This is a genomic window from Arthrobacter sp. P4_F11 (assembly GCF_056401395.1).
On the sequence record NZ_JBFUJK010000013.1, the window covers coordinates 14,703 to 30,772 of the forward strand.

The following is a 16,070-nucleotide window of genomic DNA, read 5'->3' on the forward strand; positions in this document are numbered from 1 at the left end:
TGTTCCGGATGCTCCCGCCGAATCAGACGGCAGCACAACGCTATGCGCCTCAACGCCGACGAAACCAGACCCACACGGTGCGGACGACGGCGGGACTTCCCGCCGTCGTCCGCTCCTCCCTGCTGAACCCACAGCACATGACTCTGCGGCCCGCCATCCCTTGACCGAGTCGACGGCCTTGCAGCTAGGCCGGCGGGGGAAGAGCGCCATAGGTATTTGGCAGCGCCTGAGGATTGACGGGCCTGTCCGCGTCGGACGCAGAGGGCTCCCTGGTGTCTGAGGGTCCCTCAGGTCTGGTCCTCTGTGGAGGCGGCGCGCAGGTCGGGGTCCACGCCCCTGGTTCGCTGCGCATTCACAGTCGGTACCGGCTCGTTATCCGCACGGCGAAGATAGAGCCAGGCCGCGACTCCCGCGGTCACCGCAACCGCCGCCACTCCGGCAATCACCCAGGCCTTCCCGGACGCCGTCCGCCGCGACTTAGCCCGGGCGGGTGCCGTGACAACACTCGGTGCAACCCGTTTCAGGCCCTCTTGAACACGGGGAGCAAGAGTTTCCACTCCACCGGCGAGGTCGTCAGCGAGCCGCCGTAGTCCGGTCTGGATTCTCGGAGACGCCGATTCAATCCCGGCATCGAGCCCGGCCACCACTCTTTTCAATGCCGCCTCGACTCCGGGAGTGGCCCACTCCCTCCCCTCGGTGAGCTGAGAGATGAGATTCTCTGAAAGATGGCGGATCTGGTCAGCCTGGTTCTTGGGTGTTGCCGTGCGCATGAGTGCCTCCTCGATGTGGTGGATGCCCATAGCCTACGGCGGTCGGCACCATAGAAACAGGCCCTCCCGGCCGCCGCCACCACGAACGCCGGGGTTTCCTCGGTGCGCTCCCTTCCTACCGGAATCCTGCCTACTGGTCGGCCCTTTGAGAGACATGTTTCCGCGACGGCCCGGAACGGCGGCCGCGACGGACGATCATCGGCGAGGCAGGTCGGGTGTGAACCCTGCACCGCAAGCGGACGACGGCGGAGCTCCCGCCGTCGTCCGCCTGCGTTTTGGTGAGGTGCTTTACAGCGCGGACCAGCCGCCGTCGGAGGCGAGGATGGCGCCGTTGATGTTGGTGCCGTCGTCGCTGAGCAGGAAGGTGATGGACGCGGCGAGCTGCGCGGCGGTGGCGGGCGTGGGGACGGTGGCCTGCATCAGCGGGCCGAGGCGTTCGGCCGCGAGCTGCGATCCCCAGTTGGCCACGATGTTGGTGATGGTGGGGCCGGGGGCCACGGCGTTGAAGCGCAGGCCCCTGGGCCCGTACATCACGGCCGAGTTTTTGGTCAGGCCGACGACGGCGTGCTTGGACGCGGTGTACGCAGCGCCGGCGGCGGACCCGCGCAGGCCGGCCTCGGACGCGACGTTGACCACGGAGCCGGTGCCGGCGTCCAGCATCAGCGGCACCACCGCGCGGGTCAGGCGCATGAGGGCGGTGACGTTGATCCGGAAGACACGGTCCCAAGTGTCGTCGTCCACCTCGTGGATCGGGGCGAAGTTGTCCATGATCCCGGCAACGTTAGCCAGCGCGTCGATGCGTCCGCCGGCGGCAGCGACGACGGCGGCCACGGTCTCCTCGGTGGAGATGTCGCCGGCCACCGGGACCAGGTCCAGCCCGGCGTTCTCGGCCACCAGATCGTCCAGGCGTTCCTTGCTGATGTCGGCGGCGATGACGCGGCCGCCTTCCTTGGCGATGCGCAGCGCGGTGGCCTGGCCGATGCCGGAGGCGGCGCCGGTGACGATGACGGTCCTGCCGGCGAACCGGCCGGTGGTGGTGGCTTCCTGCCATGTAGCTTCGTTGCCCATGATGTCCTTCCAGACGTTGCTGACGGTGATGCGGCCCAGCTTATGACACTCTGTGTCATTATGTAAGGGTGAATACTGGTGGGATGCCTTCGGATGCTGTGACCACCGCCGTCCCGCGTGCCGCCGGGCGTCCTGTGACGATTGATCCCGACGCCGTGGCCGCCATCGCGCTGCGGCTGTTCGCCGAGCGCGGCTACGAGCAGACCTCCATGGAGGACATCGCCCGCGCGGCCGGAATCGGGCGCAAGAGCCTGTACCGCTACTTCTCCAGCAAGGCCGAGCTCGTCTGGGGCGGCATGGACCCGGTGGTCGAGGCCTCGGGGCGGGTCCTGGACTCCGCCCGCGCTGCCGGTGGGGCCGGCGGCGGCGTCCTGGCCGGGCTGCGCGACGCGGCGGTCGCCGGGGTTGCCGTCTTGCCGGACCTGGCGGTCACGCGCGGCCGGCTGCGGCTGATCGCCGAACACCCCGAACTGGCCAGCCGGAGCTACGAGTCCCTGGCGCCGCAGCGCGAGCGGACCCGGGCGTACCTGGTGTCCGCGGGCGTCTCCGGGGATGTCGCCGGGTATCTGTGTGCCGCGCTGATCGGCGCGACGTTCGAGGCCTGGATGCAGTGGGCCGCCGGGACGGACCCGGATCCGGTGCCGTACCTGGTGGCGGCTGTTGGGGTGCTGCGGGTGCCGGAGGCGACGCGGGCGGGGTGACAATGGGGAGATGAGATCCGCATCGAAACGAAGCCGGCCCAACGGCCGCCGCCTGCCGGTCCGGCCCCGGGGTCCCGCCGTCGTCGTTTGGCCGGTGCGGCGGTGAGCAGATTCGTCCTGATCCCCGGAGCGGGCGGCGCGGCCTGGTACTGGAGCCGCGTCGTTCCGCTGCTGCAGAGGGCCGGCCACGAAGCCGTCGCTGTCGATCTGCCCGGCGACGATGAAAGCGCCGGGCTGCCCGAGTACGCGCGCCGGGTGCTCGAAGCCGTCGGTGGACGCCAGGACGTGGTGCTCGTTGCGCAGTCGCTGGGTGGATTCACCGCCCCGCTCGTGTGCGAAAAAGCCCCCGTCGCCGGGCTTGTCCTCGTGAATGCGATGATCCCCGTACCGGGCGAGACCCCCGGCGCATGGTGGGACAACACCGGCTGGGCTGCGGCGCAGCAAAGCGCGGCCCAGGCCCACGGGTACAGCACTGAGTTCGACACGGACACCTATTTCCTGCACGACGTTCCGCCGGAAGTCGCCGCGGAAGGCGAACCGCACCAACGCCCCGAAGCAAACAGAGTCTTCGAATCAGTCTGCAACTTCACGGACTGGCCCAGGATTCCGACCCGCGTCCTGACCGGAAAGGGAGACCGCTTCTTCCCCCTGGCCTTCCAACAACGGCTCGCCCGCGAACGCCTCGGCATAGAGCCCGACGTCCTGCCCGGCGGCCATCTCCTCGCCCTGGCAAACCCGGACGGCGTGGCCGATTACCTGCTGCGCCGCTGAACGCGGGAATTCCGGCCTAGCGGCTGCTCACCTGGCCGAACAGCTTCGCGATAGGCGCGAGCACCAGCGGGCGGGCGGCGTACCATCCGGCCGCCGTGATGGCGATGGCGGCCGCGAAGAGCCAGAACCCGGCCCAGTTCACCACGTCGGTGCCGCCGAACATGTGGTTCAGGTTGCGCAGCGCACCGGTCGCGAACACGAGGCACACGTGGATGAGGATGAACAGCACGAAAAACAGCATGGTCGGGAAGTGCGCCGCACGCGCAACCTCCACCGGGTAGACCTTGTTCAGCGTTTTCGCGTTCTTCGGCCAGAACTCGCTCATGCGCGCACCCGTGATCGCAGCGACGGGGGCCGCGATGAAGACCACCACGAAGTACATGATCTGCTGCAGGCTGTTGTAGTTCACCCAGCCGGTCTCAACGGGCCAGTCCAGTGTCATGTACTGCAGGAGCGCGGAGAGCGCGTTCGGGACGGCCTCCCAACTGCTCGGCACGATCCGCATCCAGCGGCCAGAGGCAAACAGCAGCACCACAAAGATGAGCCCGTTGGCCAGCCACAAAATGTCGAGCGACTGGTGCAGCCACAGGTTAATGCTGATTTTCTTGCCACCGCGCTTCGGCGTCCAGTACGCCGGCGGCTTCTGCTGCGTGCGCACCTGATAGCCGGAGCGAATGATGAGCACCATCAGGAAGATGTTCAGGAAGTGCGCCCACTGTGCCCACCATGGGAAGCCGGGCTCCACCGTATCGGGCAGGTCATAAGCGCCGGGGTATCTCTCGAGGAACTCGGGCACGCCCGGCAGGGTCGTCACGCCGCGCGCGGCGAGCACGAGAATCGCTGCGGCGGCCACTCCGCCGACGGCGAAGAGCACGACGAGCTTGATCCACTGGCCCAGGGTACGTGAGCCGTAGAGCGTTGCCTCGGCCTTGGGCTTCACGGGCTTTTCGACGGCGGCGGGCCGTGCCGCGGGTGCCGGGGCGGCGACGGCGGGCTGTGCCACCGGCGCCAGGCCGGCGGTGGCCGCGGGTGCACTCGACGCCTCGGCGTCGGCCTTCACCACGCTGGTAGCCGGGGCAGGGACAGCGTCGGCAACGCGTTCGGGATGTGCCTGCACCGCGGGGGCGGCAGCGACCGCCGGAGCAAGCCCAGGCGGCGGCCACGGCTCGCCACCGGGGGCACGGGGAAGCCCGCGACGCAGCGAGGTGGTTCCCGTCGTCCGTGTGGCGGACGCGGCTGCCGGAGCAGCTGCAGGCGCCGCCGCCGTCGGCACTGCTGCTTTCTCACCAGCAGCCGCGGCAGCATCTGCGGCCGCATCTACGGCAGATGCCGTCGCGGCACCGGTGGCCGGAGCCCCGGACAGAGCCGCCACCGGTACCGGAGCCCCTCCCGCCGGCGGCCAAGGTTCGCCGCCCGGCACGCGCGGCAGGCCGCGGCGAAGCTGCCGCGCCACCGCGGCGGCCGGAATCACCGTCGGGACCGGCGCGGACAGCGCCGCACCCGGTGCCGTTTCCTGGACAGCAGCCGGGGCGGAGGGCGCGGCGGCCGCGGCCGATTCCACCCCGGAAACAGACGCCGAGAGATCGGCCGCTTCTGCCGCTTCTGCCGTGGCAATGCGGCCGGGCGCCTGGCCTGCTGGAGGCCAAGGTTCGCCACCTTCGACGCGCGGCAGGCCCCGCCGGATGGACCGAGACAGAGTTGCCATCGCTACTTCTTCCGGGCCTCAAGTGCGCTAATGAGCTGGGGAACAACCTTGAAGACGTCGCCGACCACACCGTAGTCCGCGACCTCGAAGATCGGCGCATCCCCGTCCTTGTTGATGGCAACGATCATCTTCGCGGTCTGCATGCCGGCCCGGTGCTGGATCGCGCCGGAAATGCCCAGCGCGACATACAGCTGAGGTGACACGGAAACCCCGGTCTGGCCGACCTGATGCGACGTCGGGACGTAGCCGGCATCCACCGCGGCGCGCGACGCACCAACGGCGGCACCGAGGGTATCGGCGAGCTGTCCAACGAGTGCGAACTGTTCTTCCGAGCCGAGGCCGCGGCCGCCGGCGACAACCTTCGCGGCACCACGCAGCTCCGGCCGCGAGGTGGCGGCAGGCGCCTCCTCGAAGGAGTCGATCCGCGCGGCCGGCTTCGCGGAGCCCGTCACGGCCAAGTTTTCCGACGCTGGCGGCTGAGCCGCCGCCCGCGCCTCGATGGAGCCCTGGCGGACCGTAATCACCGGCGCCCCAAACGTGGACGTCGACGTCACGTTGTAGGCGCCGCCGTAGACGGAGTGGTGTGCCACGACGCCCTCGTCGTCACGGGACACACCGACCGCATCGGCACAAATCGCCGCACGCGAACGGGCAGCGTAACGGCCGGCGAGGTCGCGCCCGTTCAGGGAATGCGAAATCAGGATCGCGTCCGGCTGCACCTGCTCCACGGCGGCGGCAAGCGCGTCAACGCCCGGCACCCCAAGCACGGAAGGATCCGGAGTCTCCGCGATGAGTGCGCGCCCGGCACCAAGGGCCGCGGCCTCCGCGGCGGCGGCGCTTCCGGCGCCGGGTGAGGCAAGTACCAATGCAATCGGCGTGCCAACGGCAGCGGCGGCACCAAAGAGCCCGGCCGCAGCCTTCTCGAGCTCACCGGATGCCCGGGCTTCCACGACAACGAGGATTGCGTCACGAGGGAATTCAGTCATGTCGTTGATCCTTAGGCCAGTCGGTTTTCGATCAGGAACTCAGCGAGCTTCTCGCCGGCATCACCCTCGTCGATGATCTTCACGCCCGCCGCGCGCGGGGGCCTCGCCGCAACGGTCAGCATGATCGAACGCGCCGCCTCCGGATTGTCGGCCGTGACCCCGAGGTCCGCGAGGGTCAGGACCTCAAGGGGCTTCTTCTTCGCGGCCATAATGCCTTTGAAGTTCGGGAAGCGCGCCTCGGGAAGTGCCTCGGTAATGGAGATCACGGCGGGCAGGTTCGCTGAGACCTTCTGCACGCCGGAGTCAACGGCCCTGGAGCCAGCCACCGCACGGTCGCTGATCTCGACGGAGCTGAGGCCGGTGGCATGCGGCACGTCAAGCAATTCTGCAAGCATCGCGGGAATCATGCCGCCGGATCCGTCAGTGGAGACGTTGCCGGTGATCACCAGGTCAAACCCCATGCGACGGATCGCTGCGGCGAGGGTTTCAGCGGTGAGTCCAAGATCCGCACCCCGGAGCGCCTCGTCAGCGACGTGGGTGGCGCTTCCCGCGCCCATCGCAAGCCCCTTGCGGATGGTTGCCGTCGCACTCTCCGGGGCGAGGGAAAGGATTGCGACCTCAGTGCCCTCGTTCGCGTCTGCGTACGTCAGGGCCAACTCCAGGGCCCGCTCACCGATCTCATCAATGACTGCCTCACTTGCTCCTCGATCGGCGAGGCCGGTTTCAAGGTTCAGTTTTCGGTCCCCGTATGTGTCGGGGACCTCCTTTACGAGGACGGTAATCTTCATCGATGGCTCTTCCTGTGGCGGCTTGTCCCTGGAGCGGAGACATTGTCGAACCCATCGAGTCTACGAAACCCGCGCCCTTTCCGGCTGACAGGGCCCGTGTCGTGACGTGAAGTGCCTCGCCATAGGACCGGGATCACGGTGGAACCGGACGTCCCGTTGACAACTGCAAAACGTTTTGTGTAACGTGTCTCACACCAGATACAAAACGTTTTGCAAGGGGAAGTCAATGACGACACGAGTGGGAATACGCGACGTGGCCAAGGCCGCCGGGGTCTCCGTCACCACGGTGTCGCATGCCCTCAACGACGCCACGAGCTTCCGGGTGAAGGCGGCGACGCAGCAACTCGTCCGGGACGTGGCCAGGGATCTTGGGTATGCCCCTAACAAGATGGCCAGCGGCCTGCGCAACCAGCGCTCCCAAATCCTTGGCCTGGTCAGTGACGAAATCACCACCACCCCCTTTGCCGGGGCCATGATCCGCGGGGCGCAGGACGCCGCCTACGACCGCGGCTACGTGGTGATGGTGGTCAACTCCGGCCTGGACAGCGAGTTGGAAAACCGTGAAATCAATATGCTGCGCCAGCACCAGGTGGACGGGGTGGTCTACGCCAGGATGTACCACCAAAGCGTGCAGGTCCCCGCGGAACTGGAGGGACTTCCCACCGTACTGCTGGATTCTGTTACTGACGACAAGTCCATTTCCTCGGTTATCCCCGACGAGGTGGGCGCCGCCGAGACGGCCGTTGAAGCAATCATCCAAGCGGGCCACACCCGGATCGGGATGCTCAACAACATCGACGACATCCCCGCCACGCACGGCCGCAGGGAGGGCTTCCTGAACGCTCTCCGGCGTCACGGCCTGCAGCACGACCCCCGCCACCTCGTGATCGGCCAGCCCGAACCCGCGGGAGGCCGCGAGGCCGCGCTGGGCCTGCTCGGTCAGCCTGACCGCCCCACAGCCCTGTTCTGCTTCAGTGACAGGGTTGCCATGGGCGCCTACCAGGCGGCCACCGCATTGGGGCTGCGCATTCCGGAGGACGTGTCCATTGTGGGGATCGACAATCTCGAAATCATCGCGGACGCCCTGTGGCCGGGGCTCACCACCGTCGCCCTTCCCCACTACGAAATGGGCAGTTGGGCGGTCCACCGAATCCTGGACGACATCGAAAATCCGGGCGCACCCGCAGTCCAGACGCAACTGGACTGCCCCCTGATTGAGCGGGGGTCGCTCGGCCCGCCGCCAAGTTAGCCGATTGCCGGCACCAAGCCGGCATCACCACACCGTTCCACTGCTCCTCTGCCCGGGGACCGCAATAAGAAGGGACGCAGCCGTTGCACCGGCCGCGTCCCGAAGGACCCGGGGCAATCTCCCACGCCAAATTCAGCAGAAAGATTGACCATCATGAACAAGCGATTCACCCGGATCCTCGCCACCAGTGTAGCTGCGGCGGCACTTGTCGGCTCCCTGGGCGCCTGCGGCAAGGGCAGCGCCTCTGCCCCGTCCGCGGGCTCCAACGAGATCACCATGTGGACCCACAACGCGGGCAACGCCGAAGAACTCAAGGCGGTTGAGAACATCGTCGATTCCTACAACAAGAGCGCCGGCGCCAAGGCCAAGATCAAGGTCCAGGCGTTCCCGCAGGACTCCTATAACGACTCCGTGGTCTCGGCCGCGGCTGCCGGGAAGCTCCCCTGCATTGTTGACATCGATGGCCCCAATGTTCCCAACTGGGCCTGGGCCAAGTATCTGACACCCCTGAAACTCGACGCGGATGTTTCCAAGAACCTGCCGAGCACGGTGGCCAAATGGGAGGGCGAGACCTACGCCGTTGGCACCTATGACGTCGCACTGGCGATGCTCGCACGCGCCTCCGACCTCAAGGCAGCCGGTGTCCGCGTCGCCACGGTCGAGAAGCCGTGGACCAAGGACGAGTTCCAGGACGCGCTGACCAAGCTCAAGGCCCTGGGCAAGTGGGAATACCCGCTGGACATGGGTACCGCCGGAACCGGCGAATGGCTGCCCTACGCCTACTCCCCGTTCCTGCAGTCCTTCGGTGGGGACCTGATCAACCGCGACGGGTTCCAGTCGGCAGACGGCGTCCTCAATGGCGACAAGGCCATCGAGTGGGCCCAGTGGTTCCGCGGCCTTGCCGACCAGGGCTTCATGGCTAAGAAGAGCGGCAAGGACTCCACCCAGGACTTCCTCAACAACAAGAGCGGCCTTCTCTACACCGGCTCCTGGGCCGCGGACAAAGCACGCGCAGCGGTAGGTAAGGACCTCGTGGTCATGCCGTCCGTGGACCTCGGGACCGGCCCCAAGATCGGCGGCGCCTCCTGGCAGTGGGGCGTGACCAGCGGCTGCAACAACTCCGCGGCAGCCATGGACTACCTCTCCTACTCACTGAAGCCGGAAAACCTGGCCGCGGTGGCTAAGGCAACGGGCACCATCCCGGCCACCGACGAAGCCGCCGCGCTCATCCCCGCATATGCCAAGGGCGGCACGAACCGGATCTTCATGGACCTTTCCCGCAACTACGCGGTGATGCGTCCCGAGACCCCGGCCTATCCCTTCATCGCCACCGAATACGGCAAGGCGGTTCAGGACATCCTCGCCGGCGCCGACCCCAAGACGGCGCTGGACAAGTCGGTCAAGGCCATCGACGCCAACATCAAGTCCAACGGCGGCTACAAGAACTAGCCGGCTGCCAAACGGTACGACGGCGGTGCGCAACCGCCGTCGAAAGTACCTCCGGCCCTGACTGTCGACGGAGAAAACCATGACAACCACCCAACTCCCCTCCCCCGGGCGCCGTCTGGCGGATCCGGCCCCGGCCGCACCGCCCAGCAAACCGCGCCGCCGGCCGCGCCGCCTGCGCGAACAAATCAGCGGGTGGGGCATGATCGCCCCGGCCGCGGTCCTCCTGCTCGCCTTCGTCTTCCTCCCGGCGGTCCTGGGCTTCGGCCTGGCATTTACGAACGCCCGGCTTGTTTCCCCGCGGCCCGTCGAGTTTGTCGGCACGGACAACTTCGCGCGGCTCTTCGCGGATCCCGTGTTCTGGCGCTCGCTGCTGAACGTCAGCTACTTCGCCGTCGTGGTGGTGCCCGTCCAGTCCGGACTCGCCCTGGCGATGGCCCTCCTGATCAACAAGAAGTTCCGCGGCGTGAACTTCTTCCGCACCATCTACTTCCTTCCCGTGGTGACGTCCATGGTGGTGGTGTCCCTGCTGTGGCTGTTCATGTACCGCAAGGACGGCCTGATCAATGAGTTGCTGTCGGCGGCCAGTTTCGGCCTCATCAACGGCCCGGACTGGCTCAACGATCCCGCCACCGCCATGCCGGCCATCATCGCCCTGTCCATCTGGCAGGCCGCAGGATTCCACATGATCATCTGGCTCGCAGGCCTGCAAAGCATCTCCGGGGAACTGTACGAGGCCGCCCAACTCGACGGGGCCAGCCGCTGGCACCAGTTCCGCTACGTGACCTGGCCCGGCCTCACCCACACCCGCACCCTGGTCCTGGTGACCATCACCATCCAGGCGCTCGGGCTCTTCGACCAGGTCAGCGTCATGACCCAGGGCGGGCCCCTCGATTCCACCACCACCATCATCTACGAGGCGGTGCGCTCCGGCTTCAAGCAGCAGGAGACCTCCTACGCCTCGGCCATCTCGCTCGTGTTCTTCGTGCTCGTCCTGCTGATCTCCGCAGTGCAGCGCTACCTGACCCGAGAGAAGGACTGACGTGAAACAGACACTCATTTCCAAGGGTCTCGGCAGTGCCGCCACCACGGCGGTCCGCCTCCTGTTCGCCGCCGTCGCCGCCTTCCCCATCGTGTTCATGATGGTGTCCTCGCTCAAGCCGGACCAGCAGATCTTCGGCGACATGTCCTCGGTGGCGGCGTTCCTGCCGGTCGGCAACATTTCACTGGACAACTACGCGGCCGTGTTCGACCGGGTACCCGCCGCCCGCTTCCTGATCAACTCCATCGGCATTTCCGCGGTCACGGTGGTGCTCGGCATCTTCATCAACAGCCTCTGCGCGTTTGCCCTGTCCCGCATGGAGGTCCGCGGCAAGCGCGTGGTGTTCACCGCGATCCTCGCCACCCTCATCGTGCCCTTCCAGACGCTGGCGCTGCCGCTGGTGTGGTGGGTCAACCAGTTGCCGTACTTTGAGCTCAACGGGTTCAGCCTCGAGATCTCGAAGGGCTGGCTGGACACCTACCAGGTCCAGATCATCCCGTTCATCGCCAACGCGTTCTCCATCTACCTGTTCCACCAGTACTTCGAGTCCATCCCGAAGGAACTGGACGAGGCCGCCCGGATCGACGGCGCCGGCTGGTTCACCATCTACCGCAAGGTGGTCATGCCGCTCGCGGGACCGGCCACCGCCACCGTGGCCATCCTGACCTTCCTGCCCGCCTGGAACTCCTACCTGTGGCCGCTCATGGTGGTCCAGTCCGAGGAACTCCGCCCGGTGATGATCGGCATCCAGTACTTCTTCCAGCTCAACGTCTCCTGGGGCGAGGTGATGGCTTACGCGTCCCTCATCACCATTCCCGTGGTGGTCCTGTTCATCGCGTTCCAGCGATCCTTCATCAACAGCATCGCCTCCAGCGGCGTCAAGGGCTGACCAGCCTCCTCACGCGAAAGCCTGTAAAGAACCCTCATGAAAGCACTTACAGAACTCGACTGCCAGTACCGGCCAAAGTGGCACTACTCGGCGGAGCGCAACTGGCTCAACGACCCCAACGGGCTGGTCTACGCCAACGGCATCTACCACCTCTTCTACCAGCACAACCCGCACGGCGAGGAGTGGGGCAACATGTCCTGGGGCCACGCCACCTCCACGGACCTGCAGCACTGGGCCGAACAACCCGTGGCCATCGCCTGCGATGAGCAGGAGGCCATCTTTTCCGGCTCCGCGGTGGTCGATGTCCATAACACCAGCGGCTTCGGCGTCGGAGGCGTGCCCCCGCTCGTGGCCATCTACACCAGCGCGTACTCGCCCGCCTCACCGCTCGCCGGACGGCAGGCACAGTCCCTCGCCTACAGCACGGACGACGGCGCCACCTGGACCAAGTACGCCGGGAACCCGGTACTGGACCGCGCCTCCGCGGACTTCCGCGACCCCAAGGTCTTTTGGCACGACGGCGCCGCCGGCAGCTACTGGGTGATGGTCGCCGTCGAGGCGGTCCACCACGAGGTGGTCCTGTACAAGTCGGCGGACCTGTTGACCTGGGAGTACCTGAGCACCTTCGGCCCGGCGAACGCCACGGAAGGGGTGTGGGAATGCCCGGACCTGTTCGAACTGCCGGTGGACGGCCACGCCTCCAACACCCGGTGGGTCCTGGTGGTCAACCTGAGCCCCGGCGGCATCGCCGGCGGCTCGGGCGGCCAGTACTTCATCGGAACCTTCGACGGCGTGACGTTCCGTTCCGAAACCACCGTCACCGACGGCGTGCAGGCCGACGACAGCCGGATGGCCGACTACGGGTGGCTCGACTGGGGCCGGGACTACTACGCGGCCGTGTCCTTCAGCAACGCCCCGGACGGACGGCGGCTCATGATCGGCTGGATGAACAACTGGCAGTACGCCGCTTCAACGCCCTCGGACGGCTGGCGCAGCGCGATGTCCCTGGTCCGTGAAGTCCGGCTGGTCTCCCGCGGCGGGCGCCCGGTGCTGGTGCAGGAGGCGGTGGACCCGTTCCAAAGCCACGGGACCGAGGTGTTCGCCCTGGACCGGCAGCCGTTGGCGGACGGGGTGACCTGGCTTCCGGCCGAGGCCTGCGGTGATGTGCTGCGAATCGATGCGGAGTTCGAGCCCGGCGCTGCCGGCAGGGTAGGTCTGGTGCTTCGGGCAGGCGGCGACGCGGGCGGGGAATCCCCCCACCTCGCTGGAGCCGGATCGCGCACTGTCCTGGCCTACGACTGCCGCACGGCGGAGCTCAGCCTGGACCGGACCGAATCCGGCAATGTGGGGTTCCACGAGTCGTTCCCGTCGGTGGAGCGGGTTGCCGTTTCCCTGGAGGACGGCCGGCTAAGGCTCCGGGTCTTCCTGGACCGCTGCTCGGTCGAGGTGTTCGCGCAGGACGGCCTGGCCACCATCACCGATCTGGTCTTTCCCGCGAACTCCGGCACCGCCGTCGGACTGCTGGCCGAAGGCGAGGGCGGCACCCTGGCGGGCCTGGCCGTCCTCGCCTGAGCGGCTGAAAGGGTCCAAGCCAACAACGATGGGGGATCAGATCCGCGTTGAAACTAAGCCGGTCTGCCGGACCGCTGCCGGCCATCTGCCGTTCACCTGCCCGTATCGGGGATTAATTACCGGGAAGTAGCGTGGCGATCTCTTGTTGAGATCCAACCTTTGAGAGGCTCCCGAATGAGCACGACTCACACCCGAGGCATCCTCACGGCCGCCGCAGCAATCGTCCTGGCCGCGTCCGCAATCAGCATCACCGCGGCCGCCCAGGCCGCAGACAACCCCACCGGTGCCGGCAACCACGGTGACAGGAACACGGCTCTGGCCGACGCCTTCAACGGCGTTGACCGGAACACGAACTGGCAGCAGACGTCGAAGCTGAAGCTGAACTTCCCGACGTACCACACGGAGGGAATCGCCTACAGCCAGGACCACATCTTCCTCTCGGCCGTTCGGATCATCGAACCGACTGTGAAGTTCCCGACCCCGCAAAACGGCTTCGACCGCACCCCCGGTAAGGGCGTCGGCCACCTGTTCGTCATGGACAAGGCCGGCGCCCTGCAAAAGGACATCGTCCTGGGAGCGGGCGACATGTACCACCCCGGCGGCATCGACTTCGACGGCACCAACGTTTGGATCCCCGTGGCCCAGTACCGGCCGGACAGCAGCGCCATCATCTACCGGGTAGACGCGACCACCCTGGAAGTGCACAAGCAGTTCGAGGTGAAGGACCACTTCGGCGGCATCGTGATGGACAAGCAGACCGGCCACCTGGTCGGCAACACCTGGGGCTCGCGCCGCTTCGCCGAATGGGATCTGCAGGGCAAGCAGCTCTCGACCTGGCAGAACGCGAACTACTTCATCGACTACCAGGACTGCCAGTACGTACCCAACTCCCGGATGCTCTGCAGCGGGATCACCAACCTCCCGCAGACCCCGGCGGCCGGCGGCACCGGCGCCACCTACGAACTCGGCGGGATGGCGATGATCGACCTCAAATCCCGCAGCGTAATCCGCGATGTCCCCTTCCAGCAGTGGTCCACCGCAGGCCATGTGGCCACGCGCAACCCGTTCAAAATGACGGCCGACGGCGGGCACCTCATCATGAAGGTGGCCCCAGACAACGGCGAGGAAGGCAACGGCACCGAAATCCTCACCTACGAGGCCACTGTCACGCCGGCCAAGTAACGCAGGCCGGCCACCCAAGCAACAAACGAATGCCTGCCATCAGCCGCTGGCATCCCTGCACACAAACGATTGGCTCCCCCATGCCTCATCCAGCACAACGATTCACCCGGAAGCGGGTCGCCGCCACGGGCGCGGCAGCCCTGGCCGCCTCGGCACTGACAGCCGGAATGTTCGGTATCGGCGCAGGACCGGCCTCTGCCGGCGAAAACCACAGCGGTACCGCGACGCCAATCAAGCACGTGGTGGTGATCTTCCAGGAGAACGTCTCCTTCGACCACTACTTCGCCACCTACCCCAAGGCTGCCAATCTCCCAGGTGAAACCCAGCAGGGCACCGGCACCGCGACGGCCTACTTCACCGCGGCCAAAAACACCCCCAAAGACATCAACACTCTGGCGACTGCCGGTCTCCTGGCACCGAGCAACCCCAATTCGGCGCAGCCTGCCCGGCTCTCACCGGCGCAGGCCGTCACCTGCGACCAGGACCACGGATACACCGCCGAGCAGAAGGCATACAACGGCGGCGCGATGGACAAGTTCGTCGAGTTCACCAGCCGCGACGCCTGCGGCACCAACCAGTACGGCCGCCCCGGGCTCACCATGGACTACTACGACGGAAACACCGTCACCGGTATCTGGAACTACGCCCAGAACTACTCCATGAGCGACAACCACTTCAGCACTGTCTTCGGACCCTCCACACCCGGGGCGCTGAATCTGGTATCCGGCCAGACCCACGGGGCCACCGAGTACACCGCCGCAGGGCAACCTGTGGCCACCCCGGCGGCCGGCAGCAGTGCTGTCAGCCTGCCGGATGCGAACGGCGTCGGCACCGTCATCAACGACCCGGACCCGGTCCACGACGACTGCTCGAACAGCAACCACGCCAAAACCGGCAACCTGGCCGGCATGAGCGGCAGGAACATCGGCGACCTGCTCAACGCCAAGGGCACGTCCTGGGGCTGGTTCCAGGGCGGTTTCACGCCGACCACCGCCGCGACCGCGGACTCCCCGGCGTCGTGCCTGTCCAGCCACACGAACGCCGCCGACGCCAGCGTGGTTGACTACTCCCCTCACCACGAGCCGTTCCAGTACTACGCCTCCACCGCCAACCCGCACCACCTGGCGCCGGCGTCCGACGCGGAAATCGGCCACAACGGACAGGCGAACCACCAGTACGACCTCACCGCGTTCAACAGGGTGGTCAACACCGACAACATGCCCGCCGTGTCCTTCCTGAAAGCGGGAATGTTCCAGGACGGCCACGCCGCCTACTCTGACCCGATCGACGAGCAGAACTTCATCACCAGCACCGTGAACCAGATCCAGAAATCCCGGAACTGGGACAACACTGCCGTGGTGCTCGCCTACGACGACTCGGACGGCTGGTACGACCACGTCGCCGCCACGGCAAAGAACTCCTCCAACACCGCCGACGACGACGCCTGGTGCCAGCACGCCGCAGCCAGCGGCGTCCCGATGGCCGGCGGCTACGCTGACCGCTGCGGCCCCGGCCCGCGCCAGCCGCTGGTGGTCATTTCCCCCTACGCGAAGAAGAACTACGTGGACCACACCCAGACCGACCAGGCCTCGATCCTGCGCTTCATCGAGGACAACTGGCGCACCGGCCGGATCGGCGACGCCTCCGCCGACGCCACCGCCGGGTCGGTGAACGCCATGTTCACCTTCGACAAACAGCGCAACGACAAGGTCCTGCTCAACGAACAGACCGGCGCCGTCGCCTCCACCGAACACGGCAACAGCAACAGCAACACCGGAAAGTAACCTCCTGCAACAGCCCGGTCGTGGACAGCCGGCAAAACAGCCCCTTGGAACGCCACCCGACAGTTGGCCGGGTGGCGTTCCTGTCCGCGCCCTCTCAACGACTCGTCCTTCCCCCGA

14 protein-coding genes are annotated in these 16,070 nt (G+C 66.8%); 9 read left to right on the forward strand and 5 right to left on the reverse strand.

The genetic code is table 11. The features are described from left to right. Positions 1 to 287: 287 nt before the first annotated feature. On the reverse strand, positions 288 to 770 hold the full coding sequence (locus AC1DRO_RS14565) for a hypothetical protein (protein WP_476951348.1): 483 nt from the start codon (positions 768 to 770) through the stop codon (positions 288 to 290). A 288-nt stretch (positions 771 to 1,058) separates the two neighbouring features. Further along, the gene (locus tag AC1DRO_RS14570; protein WP_476951349.1) at positions 1,059 to 1,838 is read right to left on the reverse strand and encodes an SDR family NAD(P)-dependent oxidoreductase; all 780 of its coding nucleotides are present in this window, start codon (positions 1,836 to 1,838) and stop codon (positions 1,059 to 1,061) included. A gap of 83 nt (positions 1,839 to 1,921) precedes the next feature. Here AC1DRO_RS14570 and AC1DRO_RS14575 point away from each other — a divergent pair, with 83 nt between their 5' ends. Both AC1DRO_RS14575 and AC1DRO_RS14580 read left to right on the forward strand, forming a co-directional pair. Continuing rightward, positions 1,922 to 2,539 (forward strand): TetR family transcriptional regulator, encoded by a 618-nt coding sequence (locus AC1DRO_RS14575; protein ID WP_476951350.1) that lies wholly within the window; start codon positions 1,922 to 1,924, stop codon positions 2,537 to 2,539. A 102-nt stretch (positions 2,540 to 2,641) separates the two neighbouring features. Further along, on the forward strand, positions 2,642 to 3,310 hold the full coding sequence (locus AC1DRO_RS14580) for an alpha/beta fold hydrolase (RefSeq protein WP_476951351.1): 669 nt from the start codon (positions 2,642 to 2,644) through the stop codon (positions 3,308 to 3,310). A gap of 16 nt (positions 3,311 to 3,326) precedes the next feature. Here the strand turns inward: AC1DRO_RS14580 and AC1DRO_RS14585 are convergent, their stop codons facing one another. Genes AC1DRO_RS14585 through AC1DRO_RS14595 form a run of 3 tightly spaced genes read right to left on the reverse strand, consistent with a single transcriptional unit; the run spans position 3,327 to position 6,789 of the window. Next, a complete protein-coding gene (locus AC1DRO_RS14585; RefSeq protein ID WP_476951352.1) occupies positions 3,327 to 5,015 on the reverse strand; it encodes a cytochrome b/b6 domain-containing protein in 1,689 nt (562 codons plus the stop codon). Positions 5,016 to 5,017: 2 nt separating this feature from the next. Next, positions 5,018 to 6,001 carry an electron transfer flavoprotein subunit alpha/FixB family protein gene (locus AC1DRO_RS14590; RefSeq protein ID WP_476951353.1) on the reverse strand — a complete coding sequence of 328 codons (984 nt, stop codon included), beginning with the start codon at positions 5,999 to 6,001 and terminating at the stop codon, positions 5,018 to 5,020. Positions 6,002 to 6,012: 11 nt separating this feature from the next. Continuing rightward, positions 6,013 to 6,789: an electron transfer flavoprotein subunit beta/FixA family protein gene (locus tag AC1DRO_RS14595; protein ID WP_476951354.1), complete on the reverse strand. Its 777-nt coding sequence runs from the start codon at positions 6,787 to 6,789 to the stop codon at positions 6,013 to 6,015. A gap of 226 nt (positions 6,790 to 7,015) precedes the next feature. Here AC1DRO_RS14595 and AC1DRO_RS14600 point away from each other — a divergent pair, with 226 nt between their 5' ends. The 7 genes from AC1DRO_RS14600 (at position 7,016) to AC1DRO_RS14630 (ending at position 15,953) form a co-directional block, all read left to right on the forward strand. Further along, on the forward strand, positions 7,016 to 8,038 hold the full coding sequence (locus AC1DRO_RS14600) for a LacI family DNA-binding transcriptional regulator (RefSeq protein WP_476951355.1): 1,023 nt from the start codon (positions 7,016 to 7,018) through the stop codon (positions 8,036 to 8,038). Positions 8,039 to 8,191: 153 nt separating this feature from the next. Next, positions 8,192 to 9,487, forward strand: coding sequence for a sugar ABC transporter substrate-binding protein (locus tag AC1DRO_RS14605; RefSeq protein ID WP_476951356.1), 1,296 nt, complete (start codon positions 8,192 to 8,194; stop codon positions 9,485 to 9,487). Positions 9,488 to 9,566: 79 nt separating this feature from the next. Then, positions 9,567 to 10,526 carry a carbohydrate ABC transporter permease gene (locus AC1DRO_RS14610; protein ID WP_476951357.1) on the forward strand — a complete coding sequence of 320 codons (960 nt, stop codon included), beginning with the start codon at positions 9,567 to 9,569 and terminating at the stop codon, positions 10,524 to 10,526. A gap of 1 nt (position 10,527) precedes the next feature. After that, positions 10,528 to 11,415, forward strand: coding sequence for a carbohydrate ABC transporter permease (locus AC1DRO_RS14615; RefSeq protein ID WP_018775539.1), 888 nt, complete (start codon positions 10,528 to 10,530; stop codon positions 11,413 to 11,415). A gap of 36 nt (positions 11,416 to 11,451) precedes the next feature. Further along, positions 11,452 to 12,987, forward strand: a complete 1,536-nt coding sequence (locus tag AC1DRO_RS14620) for a glycoside hydrolase family 32 protein (RefSeq protein ID WP_476951358.1) — start codon at positions 11,452 to 11,454, stop codon at positions 12,985 to 12,987. A gap of 174 nt (positions 12,988 to 13,161) precedes the next feature. Beyond that, positions 13,162 to 14,169: a DUF6454 family protein gene (locus AC1DRO_RS14625; RefSeq protein WP_476951359.1), complete on the forward strand. Its 1,008-nt coding sequence runs from the start codon at positions 13,162 to 13,164 to the stop codon at positions 14,167 to 14,169. Positions 14,170 to 14,249: 80 nt separating this feature from the next. After that, on the forward strand, positions 14,250 to 15,953 hold the full coding sequence (locus AC1DRO_RS14630) for a phospholipase C (RefSeq protein WP_476951360.1): 1,704 nt from the start codon (positions 14,250 to 14,252) through the stop codon (positions 15,951 to 15,953). The last annotated feature ends 117 nt before the right edge of the window (positions 15,954 to 16,070 follow it).

Excerpts from the sequence above, each read along its gene's own strand:
- AC1DRO_RS14565 (WP_476951348.1), bottom strand. The coding sequence starts at position 770 with ATGCGCACGGCAACACCCAAGAACCAGGCTGACCAGATCCGCCATCTT.
- AC1DRO_RS14570 (WP_476951349.1), bottom strand. The coding sequence starts at position 1,838 with ATGGGCAACGAAGCTACATGGCAGGAAGCCACCACCACCGGCCGGTTC.
- AC1DRO_RS14575 (WP_476951350.1), top strand. The coding sequence starts at position 1,922 with ATGCCTTCGGATGCTGTGACCACCGCCGTCCCGCGTGCCGCCGGGCGT.
- AC1DRO_RS14585 (WP_476951352.1), bottom strand. The coding sequence starts at position 5,015 with ATGGCAACTCTGTCTCGGTCCATCCGGCGGGGCCTGCCGCGCGTCGAA.
- AC1DRO_RS14590 (WP_476951353.1), bottom strand. The coding sequence starts at position 6,001 with ATGACTGAATTCCCTCGTGACGCAATCCTCGTTGTCGTGGAAGCCCGG.
- AC1DRO_RS14595 (WP_476951354.1), bottom strand. The coding sequence starts at position 6,789 with ATGAAGATTACCGTCCTCGTAAAGGAGGTCCCCGACACATACGGGGAC.
- AC1DRO_RS14600 (WP_476951355.1), top strand. The coding sequence starts at position 7,016 with ATGACGACACGAGTGGGAATACGCGACGTGGCCAAGGCCGCCGGGGTC.
- AC1DRO_RS14605 (WP_476951356.1), top strand. The coding sequence starts at position 8,192 with ATGAACAAGCGATTCACCCGGATCCTCGCCACCAGTGTAGCTGCGGCG.
- AC1DRO_RS14610 (WP_476951357.1), top strand. The coding sequence starts at position 9,567 with ATGACAACCACCCAACTCCCCTCCCCCGGGCGCCGTCTGGCGGATCCG.
- AC1DRO_RS14620 (WP_476951358.1), top strand. The coding sequence starts at position 11,452 with ATGAAAGCACTTACAGAACTCGACTGCCAGTACCGGCCAAAGTGGCAC.
- AC1DRO_RS14625 (WP_476951359.1), top strand. The coding sequence starts at position 13,162 with ATGAGCACGACTCACACCCGAGGCATCCTCACGGCCGCCGCAGCAATC.
- AC1DRO_RS14630 (WP_476951360.1), top strand. The coding sequence starts at position 14,250 with ATGCCTCATCCAGCACAACGATTCACCCGGAAGCGGGTCGCCGCCACG.